The sequence below is a fragment of the Oleiagrimonas citrea genome (assembly GCF_012395255.1).
Taxonomy (GTDB): Bacteria; Pseudomonadota; Gammaproteobacteria; order Xanthomonadales; family Rhodanobacteraceae; genus Oleiagrimonas; species Oleiagrimonas citrea.
Genome location: NZ_JAAZQD010000001.1, coordinates 864818 through 888607 on the forward strand (window position 1 = coordinate 864818; position 23790 = coordinate 888607).

Genomic DNA, 23790 nt, shown 5'->3' on the forward strand with positions numbered 1-23790 from the left:
CCTTGGACGCCTGCAGTGCACCGATGACCGTTCCGGCGCGACCGTGACGCCCCGCAAGCTTTGCGGGCGAATCGGCCGAGGTCAAGCGCCCTCGCCGATACATGGCGACGGACATCCGGACAAAAAAATGCCGGCGCCCTTGCGGACGCCGGCAGATGGACTACGAGAAGTCCTGTTTAGAACGTGTACTTCAGCGTCAGCATGGCCGACCAGCGCGAAACCACGCGAGTCGGGTTGCCACCGGCATCGTACGTCTCCAGCTGCTGAGGCTGGAAGTTGCCGTTGCTGTCGGTCGGCAGGTTGTACACGTACTGACCCTGCGCATTGATGCCGCCGTAACCGCTCAGCGTGCGGGTGTCATATCCACCGACGTAACGGACATCGCCCCACTTCTTGTTAAGCAAGTTCAAGAAGTTGTAGATATCGAGGCGAATGATGCCCTTGTTGCCCTTGAAGAAGCCCGGAACTTCCTGCTGGAAGCTCATGTTCATCGTGTTCACCCAGGGCATGCGGGCTTCGTTGATGCCGGCAATCTGGCCACGATGCTTGGCCAGGTAGGCATCGCTGTCGATGTAGTTCTGGAACTGCTGAACCAGCTTGGCGCTGGCCGAGCCGTAGCTCACCTTCGGATCGTTCAGGGTCGGGATGTAGATCGGATCCTCGTAGCTCACGCCGTCACCGTTGACATCACCCGAGAAGATCCAGGTATACGGCAGACCGCTGTGGCCCGTGTAGAACGCCGACACCATGGTCTTGTAGTCGCCGAAGAAGGCATGGCGCCAGGTCACGCCCAGCTTCAGGCTCTTCGGAATGTCACGCTCGGCGACACTGGCGATCTCCTGGTTCGGGTTCACGCGCGCCCAGTACTTGTAGCCGGAGGACGCCTGCGAGCTGCCCGCCGGGTTGACCTCGGTGGCATGGCTCAGGGTGAACGCCGCACTGGCCGACCAGTCGTTGGAGAACGGCTTGGACAGGGCCAGGGTCAGGCTGTCGGTCTTGCCCTTGCTGGTGTTGCTCAGCTCGGTCGACAGGCTGTAGAACGACGGATCGGCATTGGCGTAACGGCTACCCGAACCGGTGGCCGGGTCGGACCAGAACTGCTGGCGGCCATCCGGCAGGGTGCCGGTCGGGGCGCCGATGTTCAGCGCGCGATAGAAGATCGCGTTCTTGGCCTGCGTGTGCTGGTACTCGATCGATCCGATCATGCCCCACCACGGCAGCTCGCGGTCCAGGGCCAGGCTGGCTTTCCACACCGTCGGCAGCTTGAAGTTCGACGAAATGGTGTCGACGTCCATCTGCGAGGCACTCGGGCCACCGGCCGGGATGTTCTGGTTGAACGCATCCGGGCTGAACGCCGCCTGCGACGGGTCGTACACGCGGTACGTGGAAACCGTCATGCCGTTGTTCTGGTACGGGTTGGTCAGCCACACCGACGGCGGGAAGGTCTGGAACAGACCGAAACCACCACGCAGCTGGGTCATGCGCTCGGAGTCGAAGGTGTAGTTGAACGAGAAACGCGGCTCAACAACCTTGTTCTTCGAACCCAGCGTGTTGTTGTTCGGATAACCGAAGGTCTGCTGGAACTGCGGGTTGTAGATCGGCTTCTTGTTGGCCTTCGGAATGTTCACGCGCACGCCATACTGGATCGACAGGTTGTCGTTGACCTGCCAGGTATCCTGGATGAACGGGCTGTACTGGCTGTACGTCCACTGCGCGGCTACGTCATTGATCGTGTAGCCCGCGGCCGGCTGGTACAGGTTGTACGAATAGTAGTTGCCCGCAGCGAAATCGGCGATGCTGCTGAACACGTAGGCGCCGAACTCGGTACGACCGAACAGGTTGTAGATCTTGTTGCGCTCGGCGTAGATGCCGCCCTTGATCGTGTGATCACCGGCGTAGTAGGTGCCGGCCCAGTAGAACGTGGTCTTCTTCGTGTCGATCTTGTTGTAGTGGCGGTACTGCTCCTCGCCCAGATACACGCTCGGCGAGCTGTAGCGACCGTTCACGTACACCTGGACCTGTGGCGCCTGGTAGGGCACCTGGGTGTCCTGCGTGTAGTGCTGGTAACCGATCTTGGTCTCGGTGGAGAAGTTGTCCGACCAGTCGTCGAAGAACTGCAACGAAACGTTGTCGGTCTTGATGGCCTTGGTGTACATGTAGGTACTCAGGCCGATCGAGTTCGACGAATTGCCGAGGATCTGCGGCAGCGTTTCCTTGGTCTTGCTGAACGACAGGCTCGCACGATGGTTATCGGTGATGTTCCAGTCGATCTTGCCCAGATAACGCTTGTCTTCGAGGGTCACGCCACTGGCGCCGCCGAAGCCGCCGGCCTGCAGGCCCAAACCATTCGCAGCGTTGATGACTTTCTGCACGTCGCCCGGCGACAACTTGTTGGACGTGGACGGACCATCACCCAGGCTGTAGTCCAGACCGTTGGTGGAATCCGCGCCGATGCCGGTGACTTTCTGCTTTTCCGCCGACAGGAAGAAGAACAGCTTGTCCTTGACGATCGGACCGCCAATCGTGAAGCCCGCGGTCGTGTTCTTGTCGAAGCCGTTGTACTTGTAACCCGGGTTGTTGGAGTTCAACCAGCCCGCGTCACCGACCATCTTGTCGGCATTCTGGTAGACGTAGTAGACCGAACCGTGGAATTCGTTCGTGCCCGACTTGGTCACCGCGTTGATGTCGGCGCCGACGGTGTCGGAGGCCACATCGTAGTTCGACGTCGAGATGTTGTACTCGGCGATGGTGTCCTGCGAGATCGGCGAGTTCTGGTACGGCAGACCGTTGGCGTTCAGGCCGAACGGGTCGCCCACGCCGACACCGTCGACCTGGATGTCATTGAAGCGGTTCGGCAGACCCATCGCCGAGATCGAGCCGTCGCCCTGGTTGGTCACGTTGATGCGCGGATCCAGGCGCGCAACGTCATCGATGGAGCGGTTGGCGGCCGGGTTGGCCTCCAGCTCCTGCTGCGAGACGTTGGTCGACAGACCCTTGTTGTCCGGGTTGAACGTCTGCGTCAGCGCGGAATCGGTCACGGTGACCGAACCCAGCTGCTGCGCGTTGCTGACACCGGCACCCAGCGTCAGGTTGACCGCGGAAACCTGACCCAGCTGCAGGTAGACATTGTCCTTCTCACCCTGCGCCATGCCCGACTTGGACACGGTGATGTCGAACGGACCGCCGACGCGCAGACCCTGCGCGGCGTAGCGACCGTCGGCATTGGTGGTGACGACCTTGGTGGTGCCCGACGGCTCGTGCACGATCTGCACGGTCGCGTTGGCGACAGGCTGCCCCTGAGCATCAACGACACGACCGTTGACACCGGCCGAAGTGACGTTCTGGGCCATCGCCGGCGCTGCCGCCAGCAGCGTCGCGATCGCCAGCGGCAACGCACGCGCTCGAATGTTTCTCATCATTGTGATTTCCCCACTCGCAACAAGAAGCTGGACTCGAAAAAAATAAAAACCAGGACAGCGGCTGCGACGGCATCCGCCTGCACGACCTTGCACCTGTCCCCGTAATGGCACCTGCACGGTGCCTTTCACCCGCGCTGGTTAATGGTAGTTTAACAGCAACGGCATGACATTTTTATGTCGATCTGCAACCCGGCTCCGGGCACATCCATGCGGCGTTTTGACGCTCAGCGCTTACCCAGATAGCGCGAACGCTTGGCTGGCTTGAGGTGAGCCAAGTCGAGCATGACCAAGCCGTCCACGCACCCCGAAAATCCCGGATCTTCGCCGAAATCCAGGAACTGGACCCCTTCCGGCTCGACCAGATCGACATATTGGCGATACAGAACCGGCATGCTGACGCCCAGCGCATCCAGATGGTTGCGCAGACGCCCCAGGCCGATGCTCGGCTCCAGCCCGTCCAGTTCCTTGCGCACACCGTCCACGATCTCCGGGGAGATCACGAAGGGGCGTCGCGCGCTGGCCAGACCGGCGCGGCCGAAGTAATGCTGATGCGCGGCCACGATCCACTCACGCGCTTCGCGCGGCAGACTGACCGACATGCTGACCGGGCCGAACAGGAAGCGCAGCTCGGGATGTTTCTGCAGGTACAGGCCGATACCGCGCCAGAGCTGATCCAGCGCGCGCGAACGCCAATAGGCCGGCGCGATGAAACTGCGTCCGAGTTCCAGACCCTGCGACAGGTGCGGCTCGCTCAGCTCCGTGTAGTCGAACAGGCTGGCGCTGTAGAGACCGTTGAGACCGCGCTCGGCGAGAATGCGGCCGCCATGACCGAAGCGGTAGGCGCCGACGACCTTCGAGACCTCCGGATCCCAGAGCACCAGATGCTCGTACCAGGCGTCGTACTGATCGAGATCGCAGCGCAGTCCCGTGCCCTCGCCGACACGACGGAAGGTCAGTTCGCGCAGCCGCCCGATCTCGCGCAGCACCGCGCTGTCCTCGCTGCCTTGCAGCAGCCAGGCCTGCTTGCCGTCTGGAAGATCGGCCAGCAGCTCGCCCCGCGCGGCCAGCTCCCCGGCGATGAGCTCGACCGGCTCGGCATGCGCCAGCGGTGCCTGGCCGCCGAAAATCAGGCCACGGCCGCGCGCCAGACGGTAGACATGACGCCGCATAAGCCGAGCCGCGACTTTCGAGTCGTCTTCGCTGCGCTGCTTCAGTTCCTCGGCATCGACTAGCGGACCGATGCTCAGACCGATGCGACGCTGACGACGTCCAACCACCGCCTCGCGCGGCAGCATCGCCGTCGCCAGCGGCTTGGCCAGCATCGACATGCCATAAAAGGCGGCGGAATTGCGTGCGGCGATGTGCACCGGAAGCACCGGCGCGCCACTACGACGCGCGATGCGCGCGAAACCGTCGGACCAGGCACCGTCGCGCACGCCGGCCGGCCCCATGCGCGAGACCTCCCCGGCCGGGAAAACAATCAGCGCCTGCCCCTCCTCCAGCGCGCGGTAGATGCCGCGCAGGCGCGAAGCCGCGCCCTTGCCGAAGACATCCACCGGCAGCAGCAGCGGCTTCAGAGCCGGCATCATGCCGAGAATGTCGTTGCCGAGAATGCGTACGTCGCGGCGTACCGAGCCAACCGTTTGCATGAGTGCCAGCGCATCGATCATGCCCAGGGGATGATTGGCGACAATCAGCACCGCCCCTTCGGCAGGTACGTGCTCGAGTTCGCGCGGGGTCACACGGCAGGTCACGCCCAGATCACGTAGACCCTGGTCGACGAAATCGAAGCCTTCCAGGCCCTCCAGCGCACGCAGGACCTGATTGAAGCGCTCCTCGGCCGCAAGCCGGCCGAGCAGACCCGCCACGGGCTTGCGGATGCGCGGATGACTCGCCAGCCAGGGCAGGCGTGACTTCAGGGTTTCTTCAACGCTGAGCATGACCGTACCTCCCAATCTGCACAGCTACTGTGACGATGCCATGTTACAGAAGCTCTACAGCCGACGGGACCGATTATGACAGTCCTGCGGGCCTCTCCATACGGCCCAGTATGCACGAGCCCCGAGGGTCCGATCCAGCCCCTGGAAGAACGCGTCGTCGCTAGAAGCCGGCCGCCTTGAAGTACGCCGCGACGCCGGCCAGGAACATCTGCACGGACAGCGCGATCAGCAGCATGCCCATCAGCCGCTCCAGCGCGGTCAGCACGCTTTCGCCGAGCCAGCGGAACAGATAGGTGGCGCTGAGCAGGATCACCGAGGTCGCCAGCCAGGCCAGGAACAGCGCGATGCCCCACTCCATCAGTCGGCCCGGCTGGTTGTTGGCCAGCAGCAGCAACGCCGCCATCGCCGAAGGACCGGCCACGCCGGGAATCGCCATCGGCACGATGAACGGCTCGCCCTCGCCCGGCTTGCCGAAGATGCCGCCGTCGGCCGGCGGGAACACCATGCGGATACCGATCAGGAACAGCACAATGCCGCCGCCGATGCTGACCGACTCCTGCTTGAGTTGTAGCAGATTGAGGATGTACTGCCCGCCGACCAGGAACGCCGACAGCACCGCCAGCGCGATCAGCAGCTCGCGGATCACCACCCAGCGGCGCCGCTGCGGCGGCACGTGCTTGAGCAGACTGAGGAAGAACGGAATATTGCCCAGCGGATCCATGATCAGGAACAACAGGAGTCCGGCGGACAGCGGGGTCATGTGAGCTTCCATGGACGTTTCCGCAGGTAGTAGGCGATCAGGAGTGGGTTCGCGGCGCGCACGCGCCATCCGAAGATACGCGGGCCGCCGCCGGAAATCAGGCGGCGTCGGTGACTTGAGCGTCCGGCGCCGGGCGCAGGTCCAGAGTCCGGCCGCGTGCGGACGCGCCCTGGGCGGAAAGCAGGAAGACCACGGCTTCGGCCGTGGCGTCGGGCGTCGGATGCTTCATAGTGTCCTCGCCGAACCAGGCCATGCGCCGCAGCGACGTACGCATCGGACCCGGCAGCAGGGTGTGCACGCGCAAGGAAGAATCGTCGGTCTCGTCGTGCAGGATCGCCGCCATGCGCTCGACCGCAGCCTTGCTGGTGCCATAGGCACCCCAGTGCGCACGCTGCATGCGTTCAGGATCGTCGGTGACGAAGATCACGGCGCTGTCCGCGGCTTCCTGCAACACCGGCAGGCATGACTGGGTCAGAGCGAAGGGCGCGGATACGTTGACCTGCATCACCTTCAGCCACTCGTCCGGCTTGTGCATCGCCATCGGCGTCAGGCCCTCGAACATCACCGCGGCGTGAACCAGACCGTCGAGCCGCCCCAACTCACGCTTGAGCGCGGCCACGATCTCGTCGAAATCGTTGGGTGTGGCCGTCTCCAGGTTCATCGGCGCGATGGCGGGCTGCGCGCCGCCGGCCTCGATCAATGCATCGTAGAGCTTTTCCAGCTCACGCTTGCGCTTGCCGATCAGCACCGGCGTCGCGCCGGCGGCGGAAACCGCATGCGCCACCGCGCTGCCGAGACCGCCGGTGGCGCCGGTGATCGCGATCACCCGACCGTCGAGCGGCTTCTCGCCCAGTTGCAGGTCCGCGGGCAAGCCGATCATCGGCATCATGCCGGACGCTCCGCTTCCATTGCCGCCGACTGCAGGTCGTTCACCATCCGCCCCAGCTGGCCCGATGCCTTCAGGTCCTCGATGATGTCGCAACCGCCGATCAGTTCCCCCTGGATATACAGCTGCGGAAACGTCGGCCAGTTGCCGAAGTGCGGCAGGCTGGCGCGCACACTGGGATCTTCCTGCACGTTCACGGCGTGGAACTGCGCGCCGACGCTCTTCAGCGCCTCCGCCGCACGGCTGGAAAATCCGCACATCGGAAATGCGGGCGTGCCCTTCATGAACAGCACGATGGGCTGTTCGTCGACAAGGGCCTTGATGCGATCGAGAACGTCCATAGATTGATTAGTCTTACAATGACCGACGGGCGCCACGCGCCAAAGGCATCATTGTATCGCGGCCGGCCCGCCTCTGCGCAGCCCGCCACGATGCCGCATCGATCCATTCAAGCCCAAAAGGAGTAGCCAGCATGGCGATCGAGCTTCCCCCGCTTCCCTACGAAAAGAACGCCCTTGAGCCGCACATCTCGGCCGAGACCCTGGACTTCCACTACGGCAAGCATCACCAGGCCTACGTCACCAAGCTCAACGGCATGATCGAAGGTTCCGAGTTCGCCGACATGGGCCTGGAAGACATCATCAAGAAGTCCTCCGGCGGCATGTTCAACAACGCCGCCCAAGTCTGGAACCACACCTTCTACTGGAATTCGCTGAGCCCGAATGGCGGCGGCGACCCGTCCGGCAAGCTGGCCGACGCGCTGACCAAGACGTTCGGCTCGGTGGAAAAATTCCGCGAGGAATTCAGCACCGCCGCGGCCGGCAACTTCGGCTCGGGCTGGACCTGGCTGGTGCAGCGTCCGGACGGCTCGCTGGCCATCGTCAACACCTCGAACGCGGCTACGCCGATCACCGGTGACGACAAGCCGCTGCTGACCATCGACGTATGGGAACACGCCTACTACATCGACTACCGCAACGCCCGTCCGAAGTACGTCGAAGCGTTCTGGAACCTGGTCAACTGGGAATTCGTCGCCAGCAACATGGCCTGATTCCGACGACATTCCGCACAACGAAAAAACCGGCCTCGCGGCCGGTTTTTTCGTGTCGGAAGACGCGCCACGATGCTCAGGACACGGGAAGCTCGAGCAATGGAGCGGCCTGCTCAACGCGTCCCAGCGCCTCCGCTAGCGCCTGCACGCGGGCACGGACGGTGGCGAAGTCCGGACCACAGACCGTGGCATGGCCAACCTTGCGTCCCGGACGCGGCGACTTGCCGTAATCGTGCCAGTGCACGTCGTCCACAGCCAAAGCGGTCGCCATGTCGGGCATCGCGCCGATCCAGTTGAACATGACGCTGCAGCCCCGCACTGCGGTATCGCCCAGTGGCAGCCCCAGCACGGCGCGCACGTGGTTCTGGAACTGGCTGGTCACGGCGCCGTCGTAGGTCCAGTGCCCGGAATTGTGCACGCGCGGCGCCATCTCGTTGCCAAGCACACGCCCATCCTTCACGAACAGCTCCAGCGCGAACACGCCGACGTAGCTCAGTCGCTCGGCCAGCGTACGCGCATGGGCGAAGGCGGTGTCGGCAATCGCTTCCGTGCCCGGCGCGGGGGCCAGACTAAGCGAAAGAATGCCGTCGGCGTGCCAGTTACGCGTCAGTGGCCAGGTGCGGAAATCGCCATCGCGCCCGCGCACCGCAATCACCGAGACCTCGTAATCGAACGGCACGAAGGATTCGAGAATCAAGCCGTGCTGCGCCGCCTGCTCGCCCAGCGCGTCCCATGCCGCGTCCGCATCGGCCACGTCGCGCAGCCGGAACTGGCCCTTGCCGTCGTAGCCCAGCCGACGCGTCTTCAGGATCGCCGGCACGCCGATCTCCTCCAGCGCTCGATCCAGGTCGGCACGGGTATCGATCGCCGCGAACCGCGCCGTGTCCAGACCGATCTCGCGGAACAGGGTCTTCTCGGCCATGCGGTCTTGCGCGACCGCCAACGCCTGCGGCCCCGGATGCACACGCACGTGCTCGGTCAACCACTGCGCGGTCTCGGCCGGCACGTTCTCGAAGTCGAAGGTGGCCACGTCGATGGCCTCGGCGAACGGCGCGAGCGCCTCGAGATCGCGCCAGTCGGCGCGCTCGGTTGGGGCGAACTGCGCAGCGCAGGGTGTTTCCGCGGTGTCGACGATACGGAAAGCGGCACCCAGCGGCGCCCCCTCCAGCACCATCATCCGCGCCAACTGCCCGCCGCCGAGAATACCGATGACCTGCTTTTCGTTGCTCATGCCGGCCTCGGATCAGGGTGAGCCAATACGTTCTGCGTCTGCTCGGCGCGGAAGGTCTCCAGCGCCGAAGCCACGTCCGCGTCATGCAAGGCCAGCACGGAAGCCGCCAGCAGAGCGGCATTGCCCGCGCCGGCCTTGCCGATCGCCAGCGTGCCGACGGGAATGCCGGTCGGCATCTGTGCGATCGAAAGCAGGGAATCCATGCCGCTCAGCGCCTTCGACTGTACCGGCACGCCGAACACCGGCAGTCGCGTCTTAGCTGCAAGCATGCCCGGCAGATGCGCCGCGCCGCCGGCACCGGCGATGATGATCTGGATACCGCGACCGGCCGCCTGCTCGGCATATTCGAACAGCAGGTCCGGCGTGCGATGCGCGGACACTACGCGGGTTTCATGGGCAATGCCAAGCCTTTCAAGCATGGCCACGGCGTGCTGCATGGTTTCCCAGTCGGAACGGGAACCCATGACCACGCCGACACGGGGAGCGGGTGGGGTCGAGTTCATGGTCGGTCCATCCAAAAGAAGCTATTGTAATGGCATGGACAAACACCTGCTCGACATCCTTTGCTGCCCGGTCAGCAAAACGCCGGTTCGCCCTCTGCAGACAAGCGAACTGGACCGTCTGAACCAAGCCATTTCGCGCGGAGAGATCGACACCGTCGCGGGCGTGCGCGTGGAAGCCGCTCTTAAGGCGGCCCTGGTGACCACCGACGGCCGTGTGATCTATCGCATCGAGGACGACATTCCAGTGATGCTTCCCGAGGAAGGCATCGGCACCACTCAACTCGGCGAGAGCCTCTGAGCGGGGCTTTCGAGGAAGAATCCGGATCCCTGACAGGACAACGTGAACGGCCTCACGTTTTGTGAAAACGGTTGGACGACAATGTTACCCATGGGCGCATGTGCGGCGTCCCAATGGAATCCGTCATGAACAACGTCAACGAACGCAGCAATCTCAGCAACATCGTCGATCTGGCCGAACGCAGCGGCAGTATCGCCAGTGACCCGCGCAATGAGCGCGTCGGCGAGTTGCTTGCTTCGGTGCGCGGCATCGGCACGCGTCGGCTGATGAGCCTGATGGGCGGCATGTTCGACAATGTGGACGACGCCCTGTTCGATCTCGCCGAAAAGGCCGAGAACAACGCCGTGCAGACCCAGTACTTCGATGGCATGCGCGACGTGCGCAAAAAGCGCCCGCTGATCGAGCGCAGCTTCATCGACATGATCACCGGCGCGTTCTCCCGACTGGCCGGCGGCCATCGCCAGGAGCACGGCGACTCGCAGAACGAGCATCGCGGCTTCGGCGGCGCGCCGGAGCTGTCGCTGGTCGACGAGAGCGATCTGGAAGAATCGCTGGCCGTCACCAGCATGACCAGCAAGGCCGAAGGCCGTCTTTCGCACAGTCTGTTCGCGGTGAACCAGCGCCTGACCGTGATCTGCGGTGGCACCAAGGTCGACAATGCCGACAACCCCATCGGGCCGGCCCTGCTGACCCGTTCCTTCGGCGAGGCCATGAATGAGCTGAAGGTCGAGGTCCGTGTCAAGCTGATCGTGCTCAAGCTGTTCGAACGCTACGTCCTCAACAACCTCGAACCGCTGTACGAAGAGATCAACCACGCGCTGATCCAGGCAGGCGTCCTGCCCCAGTTGCGTACTCCGGGCGCCAAGCGATCCAACACGCCGACCCGCAACGCGGCCGGCAGTGCCGACGCGCAGCAAGATCAGGAAGACGAACAAGATCCGTCGATGCTGCGCACGAAGCTGGTCGAAACACTGCAGTCGCTGCTCGCCGAACGTCGTCAGAGCTTCGGCTACGCGAATGCCTCGATGGGCAACAGCGGTCCGTCGCTGAGTCCCGCCGAGCTGCTGGGCGCGCTGTCCGTGCTGCAGGGCGAGGTGGCCCGCAGCACGGTATCGATGCCAGCGCAGATTCCCGCCGACACGGTACTTTCCGCCGAAGACGTGCGCCTGCTCAAGGAACAGCTGGTCCGCCAGATCAGCCATCTGCGCGGCGAGGCCAAGTCCTACGTCTCGGGCGCCGACGAGGACACCATCGACCTCGTCAGCATGCTGTTCGAGTACATCCTGCAGGATCACAACCTGCCGATGGAAATGCAGGTGCTGCTGGCTCGTCTGCAGATCCCCTACCTGAAAGCATCGATCCTAGACCGGCGCCTGTTCGCGCACGCCAACCATCCGGCGCGCCGCCTGCTCGACGAACTGGCCGAAGCCGCCAAGGGCTGGTCGGCCGAATCCGATCGCGATCAGCGTCTGCTGAACAAGGTGCGCAGTGTCGTCGAGACACTGCTGTCGGACTTCGATGACGACATCGAGGTCTTCAGTCAACAACTGGACGACTTCCGCAAGTTCCTCGACAACACCAATCGCCGCGCGCAGCTGGCCGAGCAGCGTGCCGCCGAGGCCACGCGCGGTCGCGAGAAACTGCAGCAGGCGCGCCGACGCGCCGCGCAGGAAATCCTTTCGCGCATCGATGGACGCGAGCTGCCGGCCCTGGTCAATGGCATCCTGACCCGTGCCTGGGCCAACTATCTGGTGCTGACGCTGCTGCGCCACGGCGAGGAATCCAAGGAATTCCGTGTCGGCCTGCGCTTCGTCGACGACTTCGTGTGGAGCGTCGGCCCGATCCACGGCGACGCCGAACGCGCCCGGCTCAACCAGTTGCTGCCACTGCTTGAGAAATCGCTGCGCCATGGTCTGGCGACGGTCGCATTCCAGGATGGCGACGTCGAAAACCTGATGCGGCAGCTGAACACGCTCTACAACGGCCAACTCAATCTTCGCGAAGAACCGGAGCCGACGGCGGCCGTCGTCGAAGAAAACATGCCGATTCCCGAGAGCATGGAAGCCATTGCCACACCGGAGACGCTGAGCGAGACCGAGACCGCCAAGCCGGCCACCGAAGCCGACAGCCCCGAGGTGCAACGCGTGCGCGCCCTCAAGGTCGGCACCTGGGTCGAGTTCCAGGCGGACAGCGAGCGACCGGAACGCGCGAAGCTTTCGTGGATCAGCCCGATCAGCGGCAAGTACCTGTTCGTCAATCGACGCGGCCTGAAGGTCGCCGACAAGACGCTGGAACAATTTGCGGCCGAACTGGCTTCCGGTCAGACCGTTGTACTCGAGGAGCTTCCGTTGTTCGATCGCGCACTCGATGCCATCGTCGAACGTCTGCGCAATTCGCAGACCGAATCCGACGCCGACAACGCCCCGCAACCAAACGCATGACCCGAACCGACAATCACCATGCGCCCGCCCTGCCTGCGGGCGATGTCATCGCGCGCGACGTGGAACGCGCACTCGATGAAGACCTGGGAAGCGGCGACGCCACGGCCGACCTGCTCGACGCACACGCAGTGGCCCGCGCCGAATTGCTGTGCCGCGACGAGGCCATCGTGGCCGGCATCGCCTGGTTCGACGCCTGCTTTCACCGGCTGGATCCGAGCATCGCCATCGACTGGTCCGTGCGCGACGGCGAACGAGTCGCCGCCGACAGCGTGCTGTGCCGTCTTCGCGGCAATGCCCGCGCGCTCGTCAGCGCCGAGCGCACCGCGCTGAACTTCCTGCAAACACTGTCCGGCACCGCCACGCGCACGGCCCGCTACGTCGCCGCCGTGGCCGGCACGGGAACCCGCATCCTCGATACACGGAAGACCCTACCCGGTCTGCGCATGGCTCAGAAATACGCGGTCCGATGCGGCGGCGGGCACAACCATCGCATTGGCCTGTTCGACGCCATCCTCATCAAGGAAAACCACATCGCTGCCGCTGGCGGATTGCGCGAAGCCGTTGTTGCGGCACGCGCGCGTCACCCGGACCTGATGCTGGAAGTCGAAGTCGAAAATCTGGATGAACTCGAACAGGCACTGGATGCCGGCGTCGACCGCGTCATGCTGGACGAATTCGGCCCGGAGATGCTCGACCTCGCTGTGGCCCGCGCACAGGGCAAGGTCGAACTGGAAGTCTCCGGCGGCATCGACCTGGATTCGATCGGCGATGTCGCTCGACGCGGCGTGGACTACATTTCGATCGGGGCACTGACCAAGCACGTGCATGCGGTGGATCTGTCGTTCCGCGTGCACATCCCGCGCTGACGCACTTGTCGTCGCCTCTGGGCGTACCCAGAATAAGTCCATGATCAACGAATGGCTGTTTCTGCTGGGACTCATGGCCGCGATCGGTTTGTGGCTGGCGGCCATGCGCAACCGAGAGCGCGCGCTGCATGCCGCACGCGGCATCTGCAAGACGCAGGGCGTGCAACTGCTGGATGAGAGCGTCGGGCTGTCCGGCCTGCGCCTGCGTCGGCACGACGGTCTACCGCAATGGATGCTCCGCTATGCCTTCGAGGTCAGCCTGGACGGCCAGGATCGCCATACCGGCCACCTCTGGATGGCCGGCGGGCGCGTGACGGGATTGCACACAGGCTGGCCGCAACGAACCCTCGAAGAGGTGGCAGACCCGGATCACGCGGTCGTCGACCTGTTGCAGCGCGCGCGCAGACTGCACTGATGCCGCCAGGCGTCTGGCGGCGATCAGGAAAGGGAATTACTTGATGACGCGCAAGTGCGGGGCACCGCGACGAGGCTTGCCCTCGCCATCGTCACCGCTGGCCTGCTCCGAATCGGCATCCGGCGCCGATTCCACCACGCCGTCATCCGGCGGCGGCGGATCGGCATCCTCGGGAAACATCATGCCCTGACCATTTTCCTGCGCATAGATCGCCAGCACCGCCGAAACCGGAAAGCTGACGGCCTGACTCACGCCGGAGAAGCGCGCGCTGAACCCAATGCGCTCGTTGCCCAGGTCCAGGTTCGCCACCGCGCGCATGGCGATGTTCAGCACCACTTGGCCGTCCTTCACGACGTGCGGCGGCACCTGCACACCGGCGCGCGTGGCGTCGACCAGCACGTACGGGGTCAGCCCATTGTCCGTGACCCAGTCGTAGATCGCCCGCAGCAGGTACGGACGGTTGGAACTCATGCCGTGGTTTTCGCTTGTCTTGCTCACTTGCTCACTCGGCCATCGCCCGTTCTTCGTCGCTCAAACTGCGAGCAAAACCCGGGCTGTGAAAAATGCGGTCGCCGTAATCCGTGATGACCTTGCCTTCGCGACCCAGCTTCACGCCCAGCGTCTTCAGACGCCAGAGTACGGGCACCACCAGGCAATCGGCCAGGCTCAGTTCCGGATTGAGGAAATACTTGGCGGCCTGGAACAGCGGACGCGCCGACAGCAACTGCTCGCGCAGATGCTTGCGCGCGGTCTCCGCCTTGCGGCCGCCCTGCCCGATGGTCTCGATCAGCGGCAGCCAGTCATGCTCGATACGCACCATCGCCAATCGCAAGCGCGCCCGTGACAGCGGATCGATCGGCATCAACGGTGGGTGCGGGTAACGTTCGTCCAGATACTCGCAGATCACCGACGTGTCATGCAGCACCAGATCGCGATCGACCAGCGTCGGCAGTGTGCCGTAAGGATTCAGGTCGAGCAAATCCTCCGGCAGCTTGTCTGGACTCACCTCGACCCGGTCGTAGACCACGCCCTTGGCGGCCAGCACCATGCGCACCCGATGACACTGTACCGCGTCGTTGGTGGTGAACAGTGTCAATACGGTTCGATTGCGTACGCTAGAGACCATGGTGACCTCCCCCTCGAAGAAAACAGATCGACGCCTCGGCACTCCCCCGCACCAAGGCGTCGCCGTCGATCAGTGGACGTCCTTCCAGTACTCGTGCTTGAGCAGGTACGCCAGGAACGTGAATGCAGCCAGATACAGCAGAACCCAGATGCCCATCGATTCGCGCTTCAGCGCTGCCGGTTCCGACACATAGGTCAGGAAGGCGGTCAGATCGCGCGTGGCCTCGTGGAACTGCTCCGGCGACATGCGGCCGGGCTGCTCCAGCTTGAGGTGCTCGACGACCTCGCTGCCGTCTTCCGCCTTGCCCTTCTCGGCCACCTGCAGTCCCTGCAACTCCCACAGCGGATTCGGCATCGAGGCGTTCGGGAACACGACATTGTTCCAGCCCACCGGACGCTCGGGATCCAGGTAAAAGGAGTTCAAGTAGCTGTAGACGTAGTCGGAGCCCTTTTCCGCCACCTTCAGCGAAAGATCCGGCGGTGCCTTGCCGAACCACTTCGCCGCGTCCGCCTCGTGCATCGCCGCAATGGCGTGTCCGCGGAACTTGGCGCCGGTGAAGTTGAGGTTGTTCATCACCTCTTTCTCGGTCAGGCCGAGATCCTTGGCCATGCGCGAGTAACGCATGAAGTGCAGCGAATGGCAGCCCGAACAGTAGTTGAAGTACAGGCGCGCACCGCGCTGCAGCGAAGCCTTGTCCTTCAGATTCACGTGGGCCGACATCAGCTCGGCGCCACCCTCTGCAGCCTGCGCGGAAACCGCGCCGACCAGCAGGGAAAGCGTCAGGGCAATGGAAAAGAAAACGCGCTTAGTCATGTGTCGTCACCCGTTCCGGAACCGGCTTGGTCTTTTCGAGGCCGAAGTACGTGTAGACCCAGAGGAAGACGAAGAATCCGAAGTACACCAGCACCCAGAAACGTCCGAAGAGGTTCTCGATGGAAGTGATGTCCGCGTTCGCACCGAAGATCATCGGAATGGCCTCGGCGGTGACTTCCGCACCGACCAGTCCCAGACTGATGAACGAGAGCGCAAACAGCGTCAGCGCCACCTTGTAGCCGGTGCCGCGATAGCGGATCGACTTGACCTGACCGCGATCGATCCACGGCGTCAGGAACAGCAGCACGATCGCGCCGAACATCGTCAGCACGCCCGGCAACTTGAACGGGATCATGCGCAGAATCGCGTAGAACGGCGTGAAGTACCACACCGGCTTGATCGCCGCGGGGGTCACCAGATGGTTGGCCGGGATGTAGTTGTCATGTTCCAGGAACCAGCCACCCATGCTCGGCGCAAAGAAAATGATGAATGCGCAGATCAGCAGGAACATTCCGACGCCGAACAGGTCCTTCACCGTGTAGTACGGATGGAACGGGATGCCGTCCAGCGGAATGCCCTTCTCGTTCTTCTTCTTCTTGATCTCGACGCCGTCCGGATTGTTGGAACCGACCTCATGCAGCGCAGCCAGATGCAGAACCACCAGCAGCAGCAGCACGATGGGCAGGGCCACCACGTGCAGCGAGAAGAAGCGGTTCAGCGTGGCGTCGGCTGGCGAGAAGTCGCCCATGATCCAGTGCACCAGCGTCTCGCCGACGACCGGAATCGCGCCGAACAGCGAGATGATCACCTTGGCACCCCAGAACGACATGTTGCCCCACGGCAGCACGTAGCCCATGAAGGCCTCGGCCATCAGCACCAGGAAGATCAGCATGCCGAGGATCCACACCAGTTCGCGCGGCTTCTTGTACGAGCCGTACATCAGGCCACGGAACATGTGCAGGTACACCACGACGAAGAACATCGATGCGCCGGTGGTGTGCATGTAGCGGATCAGCCAGCCCCAGTCGACGTCGCGCATGATGTAGTACACGGACGCGAAGGCTTCGGAGGTTCCCGGGAACACTTCCAGCGCGCTGGGCTTGTAGAACATCGCCAGGAAGATGCCGGTCAGGATCTGGTTGACCAGCACCAGCATCGCCAGCGACCCGAAGTAGTACATGACGTTGAAGTTCTTCGGCGCGTAGTACTCCGTCATGTGCTTGCGGTACATCGGCGCAAGCCCGGGAGCGCGCTCGTTGAACCAGCGTGCGATTGCTCCGGCCATCAGGAAGCCCCCTTCGGATTGACACCAATCTGGATGTGCGTGTCATCCATGAAGTGATACGGCGGGATGACCATGTTCAACGGCGCCGGCACACCGTCGTATACACGACCGGCGATGTCGTAGCGCGATTTATGGCACGGACAGTAGAAACCGCTCTTCCAATCCGGGTCGAACGGCTCGGGCCCGACCTTCGGCTTGTAGTCCGGCACGCAACCCAGGTGGGTGCAGATGCCGATCATGACCAGCCACTCGGGCTTGATCGAACGATGCGGATTCTTCGCGTAGGCAGGCTGCTGGCTGGTGACGTCGCAGTTCGGATCCTTCAGACGGCTTTCGACGTCCTTCGTGGTCAGCGTGGCCACCTGCTCCTTGGTGCGGTTGACCACGAACACCGGGACGCTGCGCCAACCGTAGCGGACCATCTGCCCCGACTCGACCTTGCTGATGTCGGCGACGACTGGTGCACCGGCGGCCTTGGCGCGCGCGCTGGGTTCCCACGACTTGATGAAAGGCACGGCTGCCGCCACGACTCCTGCTCCACCCACCACGGCTGTGGTGGCAGTCAGGAACCGGCGACGACCGTGATCGACGACTTCATTCGCCATCAGGCTCTCCGGAACTTGTGCCATTGAGGTTAAGTTTTGGGACGCTCCCCAAAATCGCGTTAGTGTAGCGTCAGGGTCAGGTGCGTACAATCGGACCCCGCTTTCTGACTGTATACGATGCGGCTTTCAGGGTCCGGTCGATAGCGCGCAGAACGTACGTTTTCTTTCACAAGCTGTTGTCCGCACGCATGAATCGAGCCGCCCACACGATTACCTTTATTGCCCGTTTCGTCGTAATCGGACTGGCGCTCGCATTCGTTATTGCATTGATTTGGCCGCAAAGCGGTGACGCATTGCGCGCCCGACTCGGGCTCGCGCCTGCCGCACCGGCATCCACCGCCCGGGCGGCCTCTGCCGGGCATCCTGCTGCGGCACCGTCGCACAATGCTCCGTCGGCACCCAGCTCCTATGCCAATGCCGTGGCGCGCGCCGCGCCGTCCGTGGTCAACATCTACGCCAATCGCGTGGTCACCGAACAGCCGGTGCTGCGTTACTCGGACCCGTCCTTGCAGCGCATGCTGGGCGACATCCCGACGGGGCCCGCGCAGCGACGCCGCGAACAGAATCTGGGGTCGGGCGTGATCCTCGACAGCAAGGGATACGTGCTGACGAACAACCACGTCATTGCCGGCGCGCAGAACATCCAGGTGCTGCTCTACGACGGTCGCGTGGCCGAGGCCAGCGTGGTCGGCTCGGACCCGGACACCGATCTTGCGGTGCTGAAGGTCAACGCCAGCGACCTGCCCGCGATCCATCTCGCCAGTCGCCCGATCCGCGTCGGCGACGTGGTGCTTGCCATCGGCAATCCGTTCGGCATCGGCCAGACCGTGACCATGGGCATCATCAGCGCCATCGGTCGCCAGCTCAATGCAGTCAGTCCGGAAGATTTCATCCAGACCGACGCAGCGATCAACTTCGGCAACTCCGGCGGCGCGCTGGTCAATGCACGCGGCAACCTAGTCGGCATCAACACCGCCCTGCTCGGGCGCGCCAGCGGTGCCGAAGGCATCGGCTTCGCCATTCCGGCTTCCACGGCCAAGAATGTGCTGGATCAGATCATCGACACGGGCCATGTCGTGCGCGGATGGCTCGGCATCGAGTACACCAGCGTGCCGATCAGCGCCAACAGCGGACTGCCGCCGGCGGCGCGCGGCGTGTGGGTGACCGATGTCTACCCCGGCGGTCCGGCCGCCGAAGCCGGCATCCACGCCGGCGACGTGCTGCTGCAGATCGGCGACAAGGACATCGTCGACCCCTCGTCGCTGCGCCACCGCGAGATCGCCATGAAACCGGGCACCAAGGTGAAAGTGTCGGGGTTGCGCGCGGGCCGTCCGTTCAGCACCACGTTGACGCTCACGCAGCGTCCGCCGCTCAGTGTGCTGGCGCCGCAACAGCAGCAGTCGCAGCAGGGGCAGAATCCATAGGGCCTGTTTTAGCCGGCGTGACCGGCACCGGCGGAAGCCACCGCGTCGTTGTGCTGCATGGCTTGCCGATAACGACGATGCAGCGTCGTGACGCGCTGCACGTAAACTTTGGTTTCCGCATAGGGCGGCACACCGCCGTATTTCTGCACCGCATCCGGACCGGCGTTGTACGCCGCGGCAGCCAGGCGATCGTCACCATTGAAAGTCTTCAGCAACTGCGCCAGGTAACGCGCGCCGCCCTCGATGTTCTGCGTGGCATCGAACGCATCGTGCACGCCCATGTCGCTGGCCGTGGCGGGCATCAACTGCATCAATCCCTGCGCCCCCTTGGCCGAGACCGCGCGCGGATTGAACGCACTCTCGGCGTGAATGATCGCGCGCAGCAGCGCCGGATCGACGCCATAGCGACTCGCCGCCAGCCGGATCGCGCTGGCATAGACCGACAACCGCAATGGCACGCGGGACCAGTCAATACGCGAATGCACATCGCAGGCCGCGCAGGTGGCGATGTAGGTGAACAACGTCCGGGTGCGCGCATGCCGCGCCTTCTTTCCGCGCGGGCGCACGTTCGTGTATTCGATGCTGCCGTCGGCGTGTACCACCTTGTAGACCGCGCCGCGCAGAACACGCACACCCGCCTGCTTGTCGGCAGCGGGCAGCGAGGGTGCCTTGGCCGCCGTCCCCTCGCGATACTGCCACCCGGCCGCAGCTTTACTAGCGGACTTCTTCGCGGCCGGCGCATGCCGCGAAACCTTGTCATCCGCCAGCCGGATGCGGTGACAATCGCGATATCCCGCCTTGCTGGTGGTGAAGACCGTTTCGCCACTGGTGCCGGTGCAGCGGTACATGTTCGTCGCCTGCGCCGGCAGCGTCCACACGCACGCGAGCAGAAGCACCGCCTGCAGCAGACGACGACAACGAAGCGAGAAAAGGGGGGCCGGGCGGCCGCCGCTTCCCCCATGGCGAACGGCAGTGACCATGCGCCAAGTGTGCGCTTTCACTGGTATTTTGCCAAGTGCAGCCGATCACGCTTCGCGCACGGCATGAGCGCTTCGGGGTCGAGGGGAGCCGCAACGCGCGAACCCGCACACGATGCCGCCACTGGCGGAGCCTGTGCACCCGGCGTACACTGCGCTGTTCACTGATAACCCATTGAATCGCCATGAGCGGCAAGCTTTTCATCAAGACCCACGGCTGCCAGATGAACGAGTACGACTCGACCAAGATGGTCGACGTACTGAAGGCCGCCCACGGGCTGGAACTGACCGACGATGCCTCCGAGGCCGACGTCATCCTGATCAACACCTGCTCGATCCGCGAGAAGGCGCAGGAGAAGGTGTTCAGCCAGCTCGGCCGCTGGAAGCAGCTCAAGGCGAAGAATGACAAGGTCGTGATCGGCGTCGGCGGCTGCGTGGCCAGCCAGGAAGGCGACGCCATCGTCAAGCGCGCGCCGTTTGTCGATCTGGTGTTCGGCCCGCAGACGCTGCACCGCCTGCCGGAGATGATCGAGTCGAGCCGCCGCGAACGTCAGCCGCAAGTCGACATCTCCTTCCCCGAGATCGAGAAGTTCGACGCGATGCCCGAGCCGCGCGCCGAAGGCCCGACCGCGTTCGTGTCGATCATGGAAGGCTGCTCCAAATACTGCAGCTACTGCGTGGTGCCCTACACCCGCGGCGAGGAAATCTCGCGCCCGTTCGACGACGTGGTCGGCGAAGTCGCGATGCTCGCCGAGCAGGGCGTGAAAGAAGTGAACCTGCTGGGCCAGAACGTCAACGCCTATCGCGGCCCGATGCACGACGGCGGCATCGCCGACCTGGCACTGTTGATCCACGCCATCGCCGAGATCGACGGCATCGGTCGCATCCGCTTCACCACCTCGCATCCGGTCGAGTTCTCCGACTCGCTGATCGAGGCCTACGCCAACGTACCCAAGCTGGCCAACTACCTGCACCTGCCCGTGCAAGCCGGCTCCGACCGCATCCTGGCGGCGATGAAGCGCGGCTACACCGCGCTGGAGTACAAGCAGCGCATCCGCAAACTGCGCCAGGCGCGTCCGGACATCTCCATCAGCTCGGACTTCATCGTCGGCTTCCCCGGCGAGACCGACCGCGACTTCGAGCAGACCATGAAGCTGATCGAGGACATCGGCTTCGACAACAGCTTCTCCTTCATCTACTCGCGTCGCCCTGGCACGCCGGCCAGCAACCTGCCCGACGACACCACCGACGCGGTCAAGAGCGAACGCCTGCAGCGCCTCCAGGCCGCCATCAACGCCAACGCCAAGACCATCAGCGAAGGCATGGTCGGCACGGTGCAGACGGTGCTGGTCGAAGGCCCGAGCAAGAAGAGCCCGAACGAGATGACCGGCCGCACCGAGAACATGCGCTTCGTCAACTTCCCCGGCGACGCACGCATGAAGGGCCAGTTCGTCGACGTGCTCATCACCGAAGCCATGGCCAACTCACTGCGCGGACGCGTGCATCTGGGCGACGACCAGCAGGTCGCCTGAAGTCCCGTACCAGAAAGAAGTTGGTCGTCATCCCGGCGCAAGCCGGGATCCAGCGACGGGTTCCGAAGCGAAGGCACTGGGTTCCGGCTTGCGCCGGGATGACGGTACAAACAGGTGGCGATCCAATCTGGACACCACGTTCGAACTGCCGCTAATCCAGCCGCTTGCGGAACTGCGCAATCGCCACGGTCATCATGACCGCGGTAAAGCCGACCAGCGCCAGCACGTCCGGCCACAGCTCCCACAGCCCCGCGCCGCGCAGCATCACGCCGCGGATCAGGCGCAGGAAATGCGTCAGCGGCAGCACCTCGGCGATCCATTGCGCCACCTTCGGCATGCCGGCGAACGGGAACATGAAGCCCGATAGCAGGATCGACGGCAGGAACACGAAGATCATCATCTGCGTGGCCTGGAACTGCGACTTGGCCTTGGTCGAAATCAGCAGACCCAGCGCAAGGTTGGCGACGATCAGCAGGATCGCGGCAACGAACACGTCGACCAGCCAGCCGCGCACCGGCACCGCGAACAGCCACACGCCCAGCGCCAGAATCAGGCAGGTCTGCACCAGGCCGATGATGACGTACGGCAGCACCTTGCCCACCATCAGCTCGCTGCGCGTGAGCGGCGTGGCGATCAGCAGCTCCATATTGCCGCGCTCGCGTTCGCGCACGATGGCGATGGCGGTGAACAGCACCATGGTCATGGTCAGGATCACACCGATCAGGCCGGGCACGATGTTGACCGCCGAGCGCCGCTCCGGGTTGTAGAAGGCGACCACACGGATGCGTCCTTCCCGTGGCGTGCTGGTCGGCGGGGCGCGCAGGTCGGGCAACGTGTCGTCGGTGATCGGCACCTGCGCCAGCTGCCGCGCCGCGCTCTGCACCGCGGTGTCGCTGCCGTCGACCAGAATCTGCGCCACCGCGCGTCCCTCCGCGCGACGCCGTTCGTAGTCGCGCGGAATCACGATGCCGACACTGATGCGCCCTTTGCGCAACAGCGTCATCAGCTGTTCGGGCGTGTCCGCGCGCGCGGTGGCCTTGATGACGCCGGTCGCCAACATATCCATGACCAGCGCGCGCGAAGCGCTGGTATGCGCCTGATCCACGATGCCCGCGTCCAGACCGCGCAGATTCAGATTGATGGCGTAGCCGAACAGGATCAGCTGGAAGATGGGAATGCCCAGGATCATCGCCAGCGTGATGCGGTCGCGACGCATCTGGCGCAGCTCCTTGAGGACGATGGCCCAGAGCCGGCGCATGTTCATGCCGCGGCCTCCCGCTGCGCACGGCCATCGTGCGTGGCCGCCACGAAGACATCCTCGAGATTCGGCTCGGCGGGCGCGAAACGCGCCTTCGGATCGACCTTGTGCACCGCGTCTTCGAGACGCGCGCGCAGCGAGTCGGCTGCCGCCTCACTCTCCACATCGGCCGCATCGGCCAGCACGCGCAGCGAAGCACCAATCTGCGCCGCACTGAGCACACCCGGCAGCGCCGACAGCGCGTGCTGCACGCGACGCGGCCGCTCCGAGATCACGACGAACGAGCGCCCTTCCAGCGCTGCAGTCATCTGCGCCGGCGTACCGTCGCCGACCAGCCGTCCGCGGTCGAGAATCGCCAGCCGGTGGCAGCGCTCGGCCTCGTCCATGTAGTGCGTGGAGACCAACAGTGTTGTACCGGCATCGGTCAGCTCGAACAGCTTTTCCCAGAAGTCGCGACGCGACTCGGGATCGACCGCACTGGTCGGCTCGTCGAGAAACAACAGCTGCGGCTCGTGAATCACCGCCGCGGCCAGTGCCAGACGCTGTTTCTGGCCGCCACTCATGGTGCCCGCCAGTTGTTTCTGGCGGTCCTCGAAATGGTATTGCTCGACCAGCGTGTCGATGCGCGCCCGCGTGCGCTCGCGTGGAACGCTCTGCACCGCGGCCATGAATTCCAGATTCTCGCGCACGGTCAGGTCCTCGAACAGCGAGAACTTCTGCGTCATGTAGCCGATGTGCCGGCGCAGCTCCTCGGCCTGGGCCGGCACGCGCAGGCCGAGCACTTCGATCTCGCCCTCGCTGGGCGTCAGCAGCCCGCAGAGCATGCGGATGGTGGTCGACTTGCCCGACCCGTTGGGTCCGAGGAAACCGTAGACGCGCTGCGGCGGCACCGACAGATCGACATGATCGACGGCCACCAGCTCGCCGAAACGACGCGTCAGGCCGCGCGCGCGGATGGCC

22 protein-coding genes are annotated in these 23790 nt (G+C 64.1%); 7 read left to right on the forward strand and 15 right to left on the reverse strand.

The annotated features are described in order from the left end of the window. Positions 1-176: 176 nt before the first annotated feature. The 5 genes from HF690_RS03795 to grxD all read right to left on the reverse strand — a co-directional run bounded on the left by HF690_RS03795 (position 177) and on the right by grxD (position 7346). Positions 177-3419: a TonB-dependent receptor gene (locus HF690_RS03795; protein ID WP_168608474.1), complete on the reverse strand. Its 3243-nt coding sequence runs from the start codon at positions 3417-3419 to the stop codon at positions 177-179. A gap of 224 nt (positions 3420-3643) precedes the next feature. Then, on the reverse strand, positions 3644-5359 hold the full coding sequence (gene olsF / locus HF690_RS03800) for a bifunctional ornithine lipid synthase OlsF (protein ID WP_113066018.1): 1716 nt from the start codon (positions 5357-5359) through the stop codon (positions 3644-3646). A gap of 160 nt (positions 5360-5519) precedes the next feature. Continuing rightward, the gene (locus HF690_RS03805; protein WP_113066019.1) at positions 5520-6119 is read right to left on the reverse strand and encodes a YhgN family NAAT transporter; all 600 of its coding nucleotides are present in this window, start codon (positions 6117-6119) and stop codon (positions 5520-5522) included. Positions 6120-6216: 97 nt separating this feature from the next. Then, positions 6217-7008, reverse strand: coding sequence for an SDR family NAD(P)-dependent oxidoreductase (locus HF690_RS03810; protein WP_338042869.1), 792 nt, complete (start codon positions 7006-7008; stop codon positions 6217-6219). After that, positions 7005-7346: a Grx4 family monothiol glutaredoxin gene (gene grxD / locus HF690_RS03815; protein ID WP_113066020.1), complete on the reverse strand. Its 342-nt coding sequence runs from the start codon at positions 7344-7346 to the stop codon at positions 7005-7007. Before grxD ends, HF690_RS03810 begins: the two co-directional genes overlap by 4 nt. 131 nt (positions 7347-7477) lie before the next feature. Here grxD and HF690_RS03820 point away from each other — a divergent pair, with 131 nt between their 5' ends. Next, entirely contained in the window at positions 7478-8056 is a 579-nt protein-coding gene (locus tag HF690_RS03820) for a superoxide dismutase (RefSeq protein WP_113066021.1), read from the forward strand. A 76-nt stretch (positions 8057-8132) separates the two neighbouring features. On the opposite strand, the gene HF690_RS03825 is transcribed toward HF690_RS03820, so the two are convergent. Then, on the reverse strand, positions 8133-9287 hold the full coding sequence (locus tag HF690_RS03825) for a 5-(carboxyamino)imidazole ribonucleotide synthase (protein ID WP_168608475.1): 1155 nt from the start codon (positions 9285-9287) through the stop codon (positions 8133-8135). Next, positions 9284-9790 (reverse strand): 5-(carboxyamino)imidazole ribonucleotide mutase, encoded by a 507-nt coding sequence (purE, locus tag HF690_RS03830; protein ID WP_113066023.1) that lies wholly within the window; start codon positions 9788-9790, stop codon positions 9284-9286. Before purE ends, HF690_RS03825 begins: the two co-directional genes overlap by 4 nt. Before the next feature lie 34 nt (positions 9791-9824). Between purE and HF690_RS03835 the strand changes: the two genes are divergently transcribed. The 4 genes from HF690_RS03835 to HF690_RS03850 all read left to right on the forward strand — a co-directional run bounded on the left by HF690_RS03835 (position 9825) and on the right by HF690_RS03850 (position 13810). Beyond that, complete coding sequence (locus HF690_RS03835; protein WP_113066024.1) at positions 9825-10088, forward strand: Trm112 family protein; 264 nt, start codon at positions 9825-9827, stop codon at positions 10086-10088. Between the two features lie 125 nt (positions 10089-10213). After that, positions 10214-12529: a DUF1631 domain-containing protein gene (locus HF690_RS03840; protein ID WP_168608476.1), complete on the forward strand. Its 2316-nt coding sequence runs from the start codon at positions 10214-10216 to the stop codon at positions 12527-12529. After that, positions 12526-13395: a carboxylating nicotinate-nucleotide diphosphorylase gene (gene nadC / locus HF690_RS03845; protein ID WP_168608477.1), complete on the forward strand. Its 870-nt coding sequence runs from the start codon at positions 12526-12528 to the stop codon at positions 13393-13395. The genes HF690_RS03840 and nadC overlap by 4 nt, the downstream gene beginning before the upstream one ends. 40 nt (positions 13396-13435) lie before the next feature. Beyond that, positions 13436-13810 carry a DUF3301 domain-containing protein gene (locus tag HF690_RS03850; protein WP_168608478.1) on the forward strand — a complete coding sequence of 125 codons (375 nt, stop codon included), beginning with the start codon at positions 13436-13438 and terminating at the stop codon, positions 13808-13810. Between the two features lie 36 nt (positions 13811-13846). Here the strand turns inward: HF690_RS03850 and HF690_RS03855 are convergent, their stop codons facing one another. The 5 genes from HF690_RS03855 to petA all read right to left on the reverse strand — a co-directional run bounded on the left by HF690_RS03855 (position 13847) and on the right by petA (position 17639). Then, on the reverse strand, positions 13847-14281 hold the full coding sequence (locus tag HF690_RS03855; RefSeq protein ID WP_113066028.1) for a ClpXP protease specificity-enhancing factor: 435 nt from the start codon (positions 14279-14281) through the stop codon (positions 13847-13849). A gap of 31 nt (positions 14282-14312) precedes the next feature. Then, entirely contained in the window at positions 14313-14936 is a 624-nt protein-coding gene (locus HF690_RS03860; RefSeq protein ID WP_168608479.1) for a glutathione S-transferase N-terminal domain-containing protein, read from the reverse strand. Positions 14937-15005: 69 nt separating this feature from the next. After that, the gene (locus HF690_RS03865) at positions 15006-15749 is read right to left on the reverse strand and encodes a cytochrome c1 (RefSeq protein WP_113066030.1); all 744 of its coding nucleotides are present in this window, start codon (positions 15747-15749) and stop codon (positions 15006-15008) included. Next, entirely contained in the window at positions 15742-17034 is a 1293-nt protein-coding gene (locus HF690_RS03870) for a cytochrome b (RefSeq protein ID WP_113066031.1), read from the reverse strand. Before HF690_RS03870 ends, HF690_RS03865 begins: the two co-directional genes overlap by 8 nt. After that, entirely contained in the window at positions 17034-17639 is a 606-nt protein-coding gene (gene petA / locus HF690_RS03875; protein WP_168608480.1) for a ubiquinol-cytochrome c reductase iron-sulfur subunit, read from the reverse strand. Before petA ends, HF690_RS03870 begins: the two co-directional genes overlap by 1 nt. 188 nt (positions 17640-17827) lie before the next feature. Here petA and HF690_RS03880 point away from each other — a divergent pair, with 188 nt between their 5' ends. Beyond that, on the forward strand, positions 17828-19063 hold the full coding sequence (locus HF690_RS03880; protein ID WP_113066032.1) for a S1C family serine protease: 1236 nt from the start codon (positions 17828-17830) through the stop codon (positions 19061-19063). Between the two features lie 8 nt (positions 19064-19071). Here the strand turns inward: HF690_RS03880 and HF690_RS03885 are convergent, their stop codons facing one another. After that, on the reverse strand, positions 19072-19911 hold the full coding sequence (locus HF690_RS03885; protein WP_240151539.1) for a lytic transglycosylase domain-containing protein: 840 nt from the start codon (positions 19909-19911) through the stop codon (positions 19072-19074). A 314-nt stretch (positions 19912-20225) separates the two neighbouring features. On the opposite strand from HF690_RS03885, the gene miaB reads away from it, so the two are divergent. Next, a complete protein-coding gene (gene miaB / locus HF690_RS03890; RefSeq protein WP_113066033.1) occupies positions 20226-21572 on the forward strand; it encodes a tRNA (N6-isopentenyl adenosine(37)-C2)-methylthiotransferase MiaB in 1347 nt (448 codons plus the stop codon). Between the two features lie 151 nt (positions 21573-21723). Here miaB and HF690_RS03895 read toward each other — a convergent pair whose 3' ends face one another. Both HF690_RS03895 and HF690_RS03900 read right to left on the reverse strand, forming a co-directional pair. Continuing rightward, positions 21724-22836 carry an ABC transporter permease gene (locus tag HF690_RS03895; RefSeq protein WP_113066034.1) on the reverse strand — a complete coding sequence of 371 codons (1113 nt, stop codon included), beginning with the start codon at positions 22834-22836 and terminating at the stop codon, positions 21724-21726. Next, entirely contained in the window at positions 22833-23786 is a 954-nt protein-coding gene (locus HF690_RS03900) for an ATP-binding cassette domain-containing protein (RefSeq protein ID WP_168608544.1), read from the reverse strand. Before HF690_RS03900 ends, HF690_RS03895 begins: the two co-directional genes overlap by 4 nt. Between the last annotated feature and the right edge of the window lie 4 nt (positions 23787-23790).